Source organism: Comamonadaceae bacterium OTU4NAUVB1 (assembly GCA_024372625.1).
Lineage (GTDB): Bacteria > Pseudomonadota > Gammaproteobacteria > Burkholderiales > Burkholderiaceae_C > Variovorax.
The window spans coordinates 128533-140457 of sequence record CP099603.1 but is presented as its reverse complement, the minus strand read 5'-3'; the positions used below and the strand labels follow the sequence as shown (position 1 = coordinate 140457).

13 protein-coding genes are annotated in these 11925 nt (G+C 64.8%); 5 read left to right on the top strand and 8 right to left on the bottom strand.

Annotated elements, in window-relative coordinates:
- Nucleotide 1: 1 nt before the first annotated feature.
- From NF681_00685 to NF681_00665, 5 genes are read right to left on the bottom strand one after another with little or no spacing between them, the layout of a single operon-like run.
- Nucleotides 2-697, bottom strand: coding sequence for an ABC transporter ATP-binding protein (locus tag NF681_00685; protein UST52525.1), 696 nt, complete (start codon nucleotides 695-697; stop codon nucleotides 2-4).
- A gap of 10 nt (nucleotides 698-707) precedes the next feature.
- A complete protein-coding gene (locus NF681_00680) occupies nucleotides 708-1454 on the bottom strand; it encodes an ABC transporter ATP-binding protein (GenBank protein ID UST52617.1) in 747 nt (248 codons plus the stop codon).
- 20 nt (nucleotides 1455-1474) lie between these two features.
- Complete coding sequence (locus NF681_00675; GenBank protein UST52524.1) at nucleotides 1475-2686, bottom strand: ABC transporter substrate-binding protein; 1212 nt, start codon at nucleotides 2684-2686, stop codon at nucleotides 1475-1477.
- A 43-nt stretch (nucleotides 2687-2729) separates the two neighbouring features.
- Nucleotides 2730-3452: a DJ-1/PfpI family protein gene (locus NF681_00670; GenBank protein UST52523.1), complete on the bottom strand. Its 723-nt coding sequence runs from the start codon at nucleotides 3450-3452 to the stop codon at nucleotides 2730-2732.
- On the bottom strand, nucleotides 3449-4066 hold the full coding sequence (locus NF681_00665; protein UST52616.1) for a DJ-1/PfpI family protein: 618 nt from the start codon (nucleotides 4064-4066) through the stop codon (nucleotides 3449-3451). Before NF681_00665 ends, NF681_00670 begins: the two co-directional genes overlap by 4 nt.
- 168 nt (nucleotides 4067-4234) lie before the next feature.
- On the opposite strand from NF681_00665, the gene NF681_00660 reads away from it, so the two are divergent.
- A complete protein-coding gene (locus tag NF681_00660) occupies nucleotides 4235-5206 on the top strand; it encodes a helix-turn-helix domain-containing protein (protein UST52522.1) in 972 nt (323 codons plus the stop codon).
- Nucleotides 5207-5235: 29 nt separating this feature from the next.
- Here the strand turns inward: NF681_00660 and NF681_00655 are convergent, their stop codons facing one another.
- Together NF681_00655 and NF681_00650 are read right to left on the bottom strand one after the other, a co-directional pair.
- Nucleotides 5236-5661, bottom strand: coding sequence for a DUF4440 domain-containing protein (locus NF681_00655; GenBank protein UST52521.1), 426 nt, complete (start codon nucleotides 5659-5661; stop codon nucleotides 5236-5238).
- Between the two features lie 3 nt (nucleotides 5662-5664).
- A complete protein-coding gene (locus NF681_00650) occupies nucleotides 5665-7125 on the bottom strand; it encodes a D-aminoacylase (protein UST52520.1) in 1461 nt (486 codons plus the stop codon).
- An 837-nt stretch (nucleotides 7126-7962) separates the two neighbouring features.
- On the opposite strand from NF681_00650, the gene NF681_00645 reads away from it, so the two are divergent.
- The 3 genes from NF681_00645 (at nucleotide 7963) to NF681_00635 (ending at nucleotide 10161) form a co-directional block, all read left to right on the top strand.
- A complete protein-coding gene (locus NF681_00645) occupies nucleotides 7963-8307 on the top strand; it encodes a hypothetical protein (protein UST52519.1) in 345 nt (114 codons plus the stop codon).
- Between the two features lie 298 nt (nucleotides 8308-8605).
- Nucleotides 8606-9046: a hypothetical protein gene (locus NF681_00640; protein UST52518.1), complete on the top strand. Its 441-nt coding sequence runs from the start codon at nucleotides 8606-8608 to the stop codon at nucleotides 9044-9046.
- 65 nt (nucleotides 9047-9111) lie between these two features.
- Nucleotides 9112-10161, top strand: a complete 1050-nt coding sequence (locus NF681_00635; GenBank protein UST52517.1) for a DUF1176 domain-containing protein — start codon at nucleotides 9112-9114, stop codon at nucleotides 10159-10161.
- 111 nt (nucleotides 10162-10272) lie between these two features.
- On the opposite strand, the gene NF681_00630 is transcribed toward NF681_00635, so the two are convergent.
- On the bottom strand, nucleotides 10273-10854 hold the full coding sequence (locus NF681_00630) for a hypothetical protein (GenBank protein UST52516.1): 582 nt from the start codon (nucleotides 10852-10854) through the stop codon (nucleotides 10273-10275).
- Nucleotides 10855-10948: 94 nt separating this feature from the next.
- Between NF681_00630 and NF681_00625 the strand changes: the two genes are divergently transcribed.
- Nucleotides 10949-11875 carry a LysR family transcriptional regulator gene (locus NF681_00625; GenBank protein ID UST52515.1) on the top strand — a complete coding sequence of 309 codons (927 nt, stop codon included), beginning with the start codon at nucleotides 10949-10951 and terminating at the stop codon, nucleotides 11873-11875.
- The last annotated feature ends 50 nt before the right edge of the window (nucleotides 11876-11925 follow it).

The following is an 11925-nucleotide window of genomic DNA, read 5'->3' as shown; positions in this document are numbered from 1 at the left end:
TTCAGATCCCCAGGTGCGCATGGACGCGCGAGAGGTTGTGGTTGATCTCGCTGCGCGAGAGCTCGTCGACGATGCGGCCCGTTTCCATCACGTAGTGCCGGTCTGCCAGTTCGCAGGCGAAGCGCAGGTTCTGCTCCACCAGCAGGATCGTGAAACCACGGTCCTTCAGTTGCTGGATGGTTTTGCCAATGAGCTTCACGATGACCGGCGCGAGGCCTTCGCTCGGTTCGTCCAGCAGCAGGAACTTCGCGCCGGTGCGCAGGATGCGGCCGATGGCGAGCATCTGCTGCTCGCCGCCGGAGAGCTTGGTGCCCTGGCTGGCACTTCGCTCGCGCAAGTTGGGAAAGAGCTGGTAGACCTCGTCCACGCTGAGGCCCCCTTGCCGGATCACCGGGGGCAGCGTGAGGTTCTCCAGCACGGACAGCTGCGAGAAGATGCCGCGCTCTTCCGGGCAGTAGGCCATGCCCAGCCGCGCGATCTGCTCGGGCAGGCAGCGTGCGATGGCCGTGCCGCTGAACTCGATGGAGCCCGACTTCTCACTGATGAAACCCATCAGGCACTTAAGCGTGGTGGATTTGCCCGCGCCGTTGCGACCCAGCAGCGTGACCACTTCGCCGCCTTTCAGGTGAAAACCGATGCCGTCGAGCACCTGGTTGCCCAGGTAACCAGCGCGCAGGTCCTTCACATCCAGGACCATGGATTTCGTCTCAGTGGCCAATGTAGGCCTCCAACACTCGGGGGTCCTCGGCCACCGCGTCGTACGCGCCCTCTGCGAGCACCTCGCCACGGCACAGCACGGTGACGACGTCGGACAGCTTCTGCACGACCTTGAGGTTGTGCTCGACCATCACGATGGTGTTTCTCGCGGACTGCTCGGCGATGAGGTCGGTCACGCGCGCCACATCCTCGATCCCCAGGCCCGCCATCGGTTCGTCGAGCAGTGCGAGTTCGGGCTCCAACGCGAAGGTCGTTGCAAGTTCGAGCGCGCGTTTGCGGCCGTACGGCAGTTCACCGGCGGCCACGTGCGCGTAGGCACTCAGGCCGAAGCGCCTGAGCAGATCGGTCACGCGCCCGTCGACCTCGCTCAGGCAGGCAGTCGATCGCCAGAACACGCGCGTGAAACCCGCCAGCCGCTGAAGCGGGATGCACAGGTTCTGCGAGGCCGTCAGGTGCGGGAACACCGCCGAAATCTGGAACGAGCGCACCACGCCCTGGCGCGCGAGCTGCGCGGGAGAGGTGGACGTGACGTCCACACCGTTGTAGGTGATGGTGCCTGTGTCGGCTTCAAGGAAGCGGGTGAGCAGGTTGAACAGGGTGCTCTTGCCTGCCCCGTTCGGGCCAATCACCGAGTGGATGGTGTTGCGGCGCACCTTGATGTCCACGTTCTTCACGGCGGTGAAGCCGGAGAAGCTGCGGGTCAAGCCTTTTGCGATCAGGATCGGGTCGGCGTCCATTTCGCCTTCAATGGCGGCTTTCATTTCTTCTGCAAGCCAGCCTTGTCCACGAGTGGACATTCGCTTTCGCCGAGTGGCGACAGTGCATCGCTCGCCGGGATCAGGGCGTCCACCTTGTAGTAGTCCCACGGGTATTTGGAATCCGCCTTCGACTTCACCGTCACCAGCAGGAAGTCATGGCTGAGCTTGCCATCAGGACGCAGCACCGCGTTCTTCACATACATGTCATTGACCGGCGTGCCGCGCATCTTGGCGTCGACGACGTCGGTCGCGTCGCTCTTGGCGGCGATCACGGCTTTCAGGTAGTGACTCGCGGCCGAGTACATCGAAGCTTGCGTGGCCGTGGGCATCGCCTTGAAACGCTCGAAGAAGCGGCGGCCGAAGGCACGTGCCTGATCGTCCTTGTCCCAGTACCAAGCGGTGGTCGCCGATAGCCCCTCGATCACGTCCAGACCGGCCGCATGCACGTCGGAGATCTCGAGGATGGTGGCGACCGGCTTCTGCTTGCCGTTCTGCATGCCGAACTCCTTCCACTGCTTCATCGAGTTCACGAGCTGCGCGCCGCCATTGGCGAACAGCACGGCCTTGGCGTTCGAGCTCTGCGCTTGCAGCAGGAAAGAGCTGTAGTCGGAAGTGGCCATCGGGTGATAGGTCTCGCCCACGCTCCTACCGCCATTTGCCGCGAGGATCTGCTTCGCAACCTGCACTGCGTTCTTGCCGAACGCGAAGTCGGCTGCAACGAAGTACCACGTGTTGCCGCCGCTTCTGAGGATGGAGCGCACTGGCCCGGACACGAGCGAGTACGAATCGTGCAGCCACGAGTAGCCCGTCCTGACGCACTGCTTGCCGGTGAGTTCGGTCGTGCCGATGGCGCCGTACATGCCGATCTTGTTCTTCTCCCTGATCACCGTCTGGATGCCGAGCGCGACGGCCGAGTTGCTCACGTCCATGATCGCATCGACCTGCTCGACGTCGAACCAGCGTCTGGCGATCGTCACGCCCAGGTCCGCCTTGTTCTGATGATCGGCCACCAGCACTTCGACCTTGATGCCGCCGAGTTGACTCTTGGTGTCTTCTACCGCCATCGTGACTGCCAGCGCCGAGCCTGGTCCACTTAATGCGGAATATGGACCGGACTGGTCGTTGATGACGCCAATCTTCACGACGTCACCGGAGATCTGTGCGAACGCCGGGAAGGCGACGAACAGCGTGGCTTGCAGCAGCGCGGTCACAGAAAGAGCGCTGCAGTTCAGACGGCATGGCATGACGTTTCCTTTAGGCCAGTGGATCGAGAAATTTCATTGCTTGAGCGGCTTTCGCCGAAGCCTCGCGTCTCCTAATCAGCATGGGCTCGGCCATGGTGCGAACCTCCTCGACCAGCGCTGCGGACGCAACGCGGGGGTGCCCGCTTTCGAACGGCGGCCGGGGGTCGTATTCCATGAACAGCTGGATTTTTCTTGCTTCGTGTTCGCCACGCAGGACGGCCAGCACACTGAATGCAAAGTCCAGGCCAGAGGTCACACCGCCGCCGCTGATACGGTTGCGGTCGATGACCACGCGCTCGTCGACCGGCACGACGCCGAACTGCGCCAGTTGATCGAATGAAAGCCAATGGGTGCTGGCCTTGTAGCCCCGCATCAGGCCCGCGGCTGCCAGCAGCAGGGAGCCGGTGCACACCGAGGTGATGTATTTCGCTCCGGGAGCCTGCTTCCTCAAGAAGGCCAGGACCTCGGCATCCTCCATCAGCACGATCTGTCCGGGCCCGCCCGGCACCATCAGCACATCGAACTGCGGTGCGTCCGCGAAGCTCACGTCGGGAATCAGCTGCAGGCCGGTGTCGCCCGTCACCGCGTTGATGGTCTTCCAGACCAGTTGAACCTTGCAGTTGCTCGCCCGCGAGAGGATTTCGAACGGGGCCAGCACGTCTAGCGAGGTGATCTCCGGAAAAACCAGCATCCCGATGCGAAGCGGCGCACTTGTCGATTCCGCGGCACTCATGATCGAGACCTTTCAATTGCCGCTTGCGCGAGCAGGACACCGTTTTCATTTCGCCCACGCACGATCGCCTCGCGCTGTGGACCGGCAGCGGCAGGCGAGCCGGAATCGAATGGCGGTTTCGGGTCGTATTCAACGCCGAGTTGGATCAATCGTGCCGCTTCCTCGCCAGCGAGCTCGGCAGCGAGCGTGAGTCCGAAGTCGATGCCCGAGGTCACACCGCCACCCGAGATGCGGTTACGGTCGCGCACCACTCGTTGCGCCTTCGGCTTTGCGCCGAGTCGCGGCAGCAGGTGCAGCCACGACCAATGGCAGGCGGCCTCGTAACCCGTGAGCAAGCCCGCGGCGCCGAGCACGATCGACCCCGTGCAGACCGAGGTGACATAGCGTGCCTGCGCCGCCTGCGCTTGCAGAAAAGCCAAGGTGGCGGCATCGTTGATCAACGGCACCACCCCCACCCCGCCGGGCACGCACAGCACGTCGAGCTGCGGACATTCGGCGAAGGTCGTCGTCGGATTGATGCTGAAGCCGACGTCGGTCATCACAGGCTCGATCGCCTTCCACACCAGATGGATCCTCGCGCCCGGAACCCGGCTCAGGATCTGTGCCGGGCCCATCAGGTCGAGCTGCGTCACGTCGGGAAACAACAAGAATCCGATGTGCACAGTGGGGGTTAAAGTCGTTGTCACGCGTCGATGTCCTTGGTGGAAGGCAGCCTGTTCGGACCTCGATTTTGTGGAGCCGACCGCTTGGCGTAAATGACAAAGCAAAGTTAATATCCGCCAATGTCATCGCCCCGACACATCGCCATCCTTGCCTTTGCGGGCGTGCAGATCCTGGACGTCGCAGGCGCGGCGTCAGTCTTCGCGGCAGCCAACGACGCGCAAGGCTCGCCTTTCTACAAGGTACACATCCTCTCGGCCGAAGGCGGTGTCTTGCACAGCAGCAGTGCCGTCGAACTGGCGACGCAACCGATCGGCGAGGTGTCCGCTTCGGACGTCGACACGCTGCTGATCGCAGGGGGCGACCACACGGCGCTGATGGCGATGGCACACGACAGGGTGGTGCAGCGCTGGGCGGTCAAGGCATGCGGCAACGCGCGTCGCTACGGCTCGATCTGCACCGGCACCTTCGCACTCGCACACTTCGGCCTGCTGCGTGGGAAGCGCGTGGCGACCCACTGGTCGACCTGTTCGCAACTCTCGGCAGCGTATCCGGACACGGAAGTGGATGTGAATGCGCTCTATGTCAACGACGGCAACATCTGGACTTCTGCGGGGGTCACCACCGGCATCGACATGAGCCTGGAGATGGTGGCGGCGGACCTCGGTGGCGAGATCGCGAATGCGATTGCCAAGCGTCTCGTGCTGTACGCGCGCCGACCGGGCTACCAGTCACAGTTCAGCCCCGTGCTGGATGCGCAGATGCATGCCGATGCCCCGTTTTCCGCTCTGATCCATTGGATGCACGAGCATCTTTCGGAAACCCTGGACGTGCCCCGGCTTGCGGCACGGGTCGCCATGTCCGAACGCACCTTCCTGCGTAAATTCGCCCGCTCCACCGGCACGACACCCGCCCGCTTTGTCGAGACGCTGCGGCTGGACCACACTCGCAGCCTGCTGGCCCTGGGCATCTCTCTCAAGGAGATCGCAGCGAAGACGGGCTATTCGACGCCCTCGCAACTCTCCAAGGCCTTCGACCGGCGCTTCGGGATGACGCCGCTGCTGTTTCGCGAGCTGCATTGCCGACATGGGTGACGTGTTGCCTCGGAAGAGGCTACGAGGTGTCAGCCAATGACCGGATGACGAGCGCAGTACGCACCTCCCACGCAAGACGTCGGCACATAGAGTTCCCCCTGGATGCGCCAACCCGCGTCCTCCAGCAGCCATTGCGCCATGTAACTTCCACCGACCCGAACCGGACCGTCGGCATCGGTCCAGGTCCCGGCCCATTCACCCGATTCGAGCGCGACCCGCCACGTCGCCATGACCTGCACGACGAGGGGCGTGCGCTTGTAGGTCGTGTCCGGTCGTCTGGCGAACTGTTCCTCGTAGAAACGACGATTGGCTTCGATGCCCGACAGTTGCAACGACACCGAGCCGAGCACGTGAACGTCTTTCGTCCAGAAGCTGGCGATCGTTTCGACGTCCTTGCGGGCGATCGCCAAGTTGGAGGCGGCCCTCGCCGCGCGAATGCATCCTTCGTCGTTCATTCCTCATGCCCTCCCAGGGCCGTGGCGCGTGATCACCTGTCCATGGCGCGCGCCCGTGTGCTTGCCGTTTTGCCAGGTCAGAACGCCATTGACGATGACGGCTTCGATGCCGTCGGCGGGTTCGTCAGGTTTCTCATAACTCGCCGTATCGCGCACCCGCAGCGCATTGAAGATCGCGAGGTCTGCGCAATGTCCGGTTTTCAGGGTGCCGCGCTCGTGCAACCCGAAGTTGCGCGCTGTCAAGCCGGTCATCTTCCATACCGCGGTCTCCAGCGGGAACAGGCCGATGTCGCGACTGTAATGGCCCAGCACACGCGGAAAAGTACCCCAGAGGCGCGGGTGCGGCTTGGTGCCGAGGGGGATGCCATCGGAGCCGATCATGGTTTCGTCGAATGCGAGCACGCGCTGCACGTCGTCTTCGTCCATGATGAAGTAGATGGCGCTGCCAGGCTGCAAGCGGCGCGCGGCCTCTTCCTTGCCCACACCCCATTCGATGGCGATGTCGTCCAGGTCCTGCCCGGCCCGGTCGGGATGCGATTCGCTGCTGGCGATCAGCACGCGGCCACCCAGCATGCCGCGGTCCGTGCGCAGCGCGGTGGAGCCCGCGGTGTAGGGGTAGCAGTCAAGCGACACGCACTGGTGCTGCATCGCCTCGCGAATGACGGGCAAGGTCAGTTTCGTCCTTCCGAAGTTGGCCTTGTGCATGGCCTTGTGGTGCGACACGACCACCGGTACATCGAGCGCTCGACCGATCGCAAAGGTCTCTTCCAAGGCCTCCATGATCTGATCGGATTCGTCGCGCATGTGGGTGACATACAGCGCCTTGCGCGATGTCAGCGGGCGGCATACCTCGATGATCTCCCGGGTCGTGGCCTTGGCCGCGGCCGGGTAGAAAGTACCTGTGGACACCCCGATGGCCCCCGCCTGCATGGCCTCTTCGACATGCGCGCGCATGGCTGCGATCTCGACGTCGTTGGCGGGGCGGTCGATGTCGGCCATTGTGAGCGCACGCAGCGTCGAATGGCCGACCATGGCAGCCACGTTGACGGACGAGGGAGCGGCGCGCAACGCGTCCAGATAGGCAGCGAACGAGGTGAAGCGGCCCGTGCTCGGCGAGTCGAGAAGGCTGAGCGGCATGGGAAGATCCATGCCTTCCCGAAGCGGTGCGGCGCTGATGCCGCAGTTGCCGGCGACCACCGTGGTGACGCCTTGTGAAACCTTGAAGGGCATCGTGGCGTGTGAGAGCACGGCCTGGTCATCGTGTGTGTGGGAGTCGATGAACCCCGGGGCAACGATGAGGTCGGTGGCGTCGACCACCTGCGCGGCAGTGGCTTCGGCGAGGTTCCCGATAGCGGCGATCCGACCGTGGGTGATTCCGACGTCTGCTTCGAATCGGGGCGCCTTTGTTCCGTCGATCACGGTACCGTTGCGAATGAGAAGGTCGAAGTGGCGGGAGAGGGTCATGATTCATTCTCTGCACCCGCCTCGGCTGCGTAAACGACAAATGAATCACGAAATCCGCCAAAGTTTCAGGCGTTCTGATGACGCGCATGAAGCTCGATCCGCCGACAGGCGTCCATCAATCATTGGCTGGGGGGAGTAGCGACTTCTCTGCGTGGCCAGGTCGATTCACGGAATGGCCGAAGTGGTGGCAGAAAGCTCCCATCGTTTCCAGACGACCCGCGGATTCCTGAACCCGCCTTGAGACCGATCCTGAGTTCCCCGATGGCCCACGAGCCATCTGGCAGCTGGGTCACTCCTGGCCTCCGGATTCAACGGCGCTGCGCCACCCGACGGTTCTCTCAAGGGTCTTGCATCGAAGCCGCTCGCCATGGCGTTCGTCGAACCCGACGACCTCCCCTCCCGAGGGTGCAAGAGACCGTCCGTCAAATCACGGTCGGTCGGCAGCAGACGGTGTCGCCCGATGCAGCGGGCCACGATCGCGTCACCGGCGAGAGGTGCTTCGGCATTGATTTTCATGAGACATGTTGCGTCCGAAGGGATCACCGTCGCTGGGATCAGGAGAGAGCGTCGGGTGCGCGCGATGGTGACGCTGTCCGGCGTCCGAGCTTCTCCAGGTCGGCGGCGTTCGGCGCCATCGCGCGGGCACCGCCGGTTCTGGACCAGGCATCCACCGCAGGATCGGTTCCAGACAGCGTCGGCGCAGATCGAAGCGATCGACGAAACGCGGCAACACGGATCGCCTGTTTACGCCAATTTGTCGCCACTCATTTGAATCTTTGTACTGTATTTTCGTGGGTCTCGAGACAATGAATTTCCCTTTTTCCAGATGAGAAATCCATGGCTTACGCCGCCTATCGAGACCATGCCGCCACCGCCAGGGCCACCAACAACGATGCATTCCAGGTGCTCGATCTCACCATTCCGTCGGTCGACGCGTTCCGCGTCCGTCGCGCCTTGTCGTCCTGCGAACGCACGGGTGTGCTTCGCTGCGAGCCATTGCTGCATCCCGGTGGTGCCTATGGCAATGCCGCGCCGCGCGTGCGCCTATGGGTCCGCCTTCCATCGTCGAGCTACACCAGCGTCCTGCACCGTGTGCTCGCGTGCGTGCCGGAGGGCGAGGTCGGTCATCTGACCGACTGGCGCAGGTACCTGCAGTGTCGGAACATCGCCCATGGGGGCTGAAGCGATCCCCGCACGGCCAGGCGGAGGTCGTCGACCGGTCCTGCACATGGACCCGCCGACGCAGGAATGCCCTGAAGGCCTGCACGGCACGGGTGTCCGTGGAAGATCGAAGGTCCGACCACCGGCGTCAGGCCACCACGTCTCATCCCCGGCGCGAGACTTCCGCCGCAGGCGGGACTTGGCATCGCTCTCGCCGTCCGCGCGGAGGCTCATCGGCGATGCCATGACACCCGGTACCGGTAGGATGACGAGCGCACCGTCGGTGCCCTGTGCGTGTCAATCCCTCCACTTCTCATCCATGAAAAAAGCCTTCGCGCTCGGTATCGCAGCGGCTTCCATTCTTTCCAGCGCCCTGATGGTCGCATCCGGCGCCGATGCGCAAATGCTGAAGCAGAAGGAAATGATTTCCCGGGACTGGGAAAAAGTCGCCTCGCTCGCCAAGGAAACGAACCAGGCCTGCGGAACCCAGATCGACGACGCGAATTATTCCCGGGTCGCCGAAGACGACAACAACCAGAGTCCATGGGCCTATCTGGCCAATGCGACCGACGCGCTGAAGCAGGTCTGCCGCAGCGATGCAGGCAAGCAGGCCGTTCAGGCCAAGATCAAGCGCGTGATCGTAGCGAACGGTGCGAGCGAGGCCGAAGAATCCCTCGACGGCGGTGTCTTCCGCTACCAAGTGCCCTATCGTGGCCACGGTCCTGCCACGGTCGTGAAATGGCTGCAGGCCAACCTCTGAAGGTCGACCGGGCATCGTGGCACGTGCGCGCGAAGCCACGGAAGCCGCGGAAGCCGACTCGTCACATGAATACGTCCGTCTCGAGATGGCAGCGCAACGCGTCACTGCTGGCTGTCGCAGCCGCCGCGGTGCTGTCCACTTTTCACGCTGCGGCGGCGGACGGCGAAGCGCCATCGTTCTCCTACAAGGATTGGGAGGTCGCCTGCGACAACACCCGGACCTGCCGTGCCGCCGGCTACCAGCCCGAGGCCGGGAGTTCGGAGCCGGCGTCGATCCTGCTCACGCGATCGGCCGGACCGGCGACCAAGGTGGAGATCGATGTGCAGGTCGGCGGCGAAAACGACGTGCGGGGACCACTGAGCCTGAAGGCAGGGACGGCAGAGATACGCGGCCTGGGCACCGAAGTGGCGCGCCTGAGCCAAGCGCAGGCCCGCAGCCTGCTGCCTCAACTGATGCGTGCCGAGCAGGCGGTGGTGACCTCCGCAGGCGGCGGGCGCTGGGTGGTCTCGCTGCTCGGGCTCAACGCCGTCCTGCTCAAGATGGACGAGGCGCAGGGTCGTGTCGATACGCCCGGTGCGCTGGTCCAGCGGGGCAGCAAGCCGGAGTCTTCGGTCCTGTCGCCGTTGCCCGTGCCCGTGGTGAAGGCCGTGCGGCCTGTCGCGACCCGTCCGGGCGACGCGGCCCTGGCTGCACGCATCTTTCCGAAGCTCGACCTCCGCGAGGCGCGGACCTCGTGCAATCAAGCTGAGCGCATCGACGCCAAGGCGCTCACGGTCGATCGCCTCACGGATGCGAGCGTGTTGGTGTCGCTGGCGTGTGGCACCGGTGCCTACAACGACCAGAGTTTCCTGTGGATCGCCAACGACAAGCCGCCCCATGCCGTCCGGCACCTCGAGGCGACAGGCGGTTTCGATGCGAAGGACGGCAGTGTGACGTCGCTACAGAAGGGACGCGGTATCGCCGACTGTCTTTGGGTGCAGGAAGCGCACTTCGATGGCCAGGGCTTCGTTCGCACGCGCGAAGCGGGCGACACGATGTGCCGGGGATTCGCCGGTGGCGCCTGGAGCCTGCCGCGGTATGTCAGCCGTGTTCAATACACGCCGGCCCGACGCTAGCGACGGCGGCCGACGTTGGCATGGCGTCGGCTTGCCGCTCGTCTGGGCCGTCGGCGCTGTCGCGGTGGCGTGCGCTGGTTTTCTCGACGACCCGCACCTGCGATGCACGCGTCACATTCGCGGCCCTCGCTGTCGGTGTGAAAAAAGGGTGGCTTGCGAACGAAACCGGGCTTCAGAACGGTGCTTCGGCACCTTCGGGCGTCTCGGGCTGACGGACGTTGAGAATCGATGCCACCAGAGCCGCAAAGCCGCGGAAGACCATGAGGTCCACCCGGCCACGGGCCCCAACTCGGCGGCCACGTCGTCGTACAGAGGCTGCGGCACGCAATGCGTTTCGGCCAGAGCCTGCTCGAAGTGAGCGGCGGCCCGCACGGCAGCCGGCGCCGCGGGAATCGAACCGTCACCCAATGCAGCCACCGTGTCGTCGTCCAGACCGGCTTCGCGCGCCTTGCCGACGTGATTGATCCAGAGGGAGCGGCAACGATGCCGCCGCGCTTTCATGAGGAACACGGCTTCCAGGACGATGGAAGGCAGCGCCCCTTGCTGAATCGTCGATGTCAGGCGGCGATCGCCGGCATCCTGCCCCACCGCGAGCGGCTCGGTGCAGCCCGTGAAGAGGGCCGGCATGGCGTCGAGCTGCGCGCCATAGGACTCGCCCCAGCCCACGAGACCGTTGTCGAGCTCGACCCGCACCAGGCAGCTGTCCAGGGTGGTCCTGACGCGACCGGCGCCGAGACGACCAGCGCCCGCGGCTCGACGAGGACAGGCATGAAAATGCCGCGCGAGTATGGTGAAGCCCCCACGAGACGGGTTGATCGGAGTCCTCCTGACCTTGCGCATTGATCCCTACAGCATGCGGTTGTTCGTGTCCGCCGCCCGCGCGGGCTCCATCGTGGGCGCGGCGCAACAGGAACACATCGCCGCCTCGGCGTTGAGCCGGCGCCTGGCGGACCTCGAACACGCCTTCGGCACGGCCTTGCTGGTGCGCTCGCCACGCGGCGTCCTGCTCACCGATGCCGGTCGCCTCGTGTTCGATCGCGGCACGAAGCTCGACGACGACCTGCAGGCCTTGCTGCGCGAAGTCCAGAGCGAGGCGGGCGAGGCGCGCGGCACGGTCCGGCTGCACGCCAACATGTCGGCCGTGGTCGGCTTCCTGCCCGAACGGCTCCAGGCCTTCCTGGGCCGGCACCCCGGCGCGACGGTGTCGCTGCACGAGGCGGACACGCGAGACGTGATCCGTGCCTGCCTGGAGGACCGCGCCGACGTGGGCGTCGGCGTGGAAACGCCGGTGGCCTCCGGCATCGACGCGTGGCATTTCGCCAGCGATCCGCTGCAGGTCGTTCTGCCGCAGGGTCACGCCCTGGCGGCCGCCAGGAAGGTCGGCTTCGCCCAGGCGCTGGCGCACCCGGTCATCGGCGTCCACCAGGGCGGCGCCCTGGACCGCACCCTGCACGAGCGTGCCGAGGCGATGCGCACGCGTTTCGCGCCCACGGTCTGGGTGAGCAGCTTCGACGCCGTCTGCCGCATGGTCGAGGCTGGCCTGGGCATCGCCGTCATCCCTTCCAGCGCCGCCGCGGCCTACGCCGGCAATCCCCGGTTCGTGCGTCGGCCGCTGGACGAGCCCTGGGCCGCGCGCAGCCTGCATCTCTACGCGCTGCACCGCACGCCGCAGCCACGGGTCGTGCAGGCGCTGATCGAGGCGTTGCGCGGGTAAACGAGGATCTCGCGACGCGCGAGAGCCCCTGTGCCGTTTCGGCGCTTCGC

What these genes read in the sequence shown, in the direction of transcription:
- NF681_00645 (UST52519.1), top strand. Translation starts at nt 7,963, where the DNA reads ATGGCTTACGCCGCCTATCGAGACCATGCCGCCACCGCCAGGGCCACC.
- NF681_00640 (UST52518.1), top strand. Translation starts at nt 8,606, where the DNA reads ATGAAAAAAGCCTTCGCGCTCGGTATCGCAGCGGCTTCCATTCTTTCC.
- NF681_00650 (UST52520.1), bottom strand. Translation starts at nt 7,125, where the DNA reads ATGACCCTCTCCCGCCACTTCGACCTTCTCATTCGCAACGGTACCGTG.
- NF681_00655 (UST52521.1), bottom strand. Translation starts at nt 5,661, where the DNA reads ATGAACGACGAAGGATGCATTCGCGCGGCGAGGGCCGCCTCCAACTTG.
- NF681_00635 (UST52517.1), top strand. Translation starts at nt 9,112, where the DNA reads ATGAATACGTCCGTCTCGAGATGGCAGCGCAACGCGTCACTGCTGGCT.
- NF681_00670 (UST52523.1), bottom strand. Translation starts at nt 3,452, where the DNA reads ATGAGTGCCGCGGAATCGACAAGTGCGCCGCTTCGCATCGGGATGCTG.
- NF681_00665 (UST52616.1), bottom strand. Translation starts at nt 4,066, where the DNA reads ATGGGCCCGGCACAGATCCTGAGCCGGGTTCCGGGCGCGAGGATCCAT.
- NF681_00660 (UST52522.1), top strand. Translation starts at nt 4,235, where the DNA reads ATGTCATCGCCCCGACACATCGCCATCCTTGCCTTTGCGGGCGTGCAG.
- NF681_00680 (UST52617.1), bottom strand. Translation starts at nt 1,454, where the DNA reads ATGGACGCCGACCCGATCCTGATCGCAAAAGGCTTGACCCGCAGCTTC.
- NF681_00685 (UST52525.1), bottom strand. Translation starts at nt 697, where the DNA reads ATGGTCCTGGATGTGAAGGACCTGCGCGCTGGTTACCTGGGCAACCAG.
- NF681_00625 (UST52515.1), top strand. Translation starts at nt 10,949, where the DNA reads ATGGTGAAGCCCCCACGAGACGGGTTGATCGGAGTCCTCCTGACCTTG.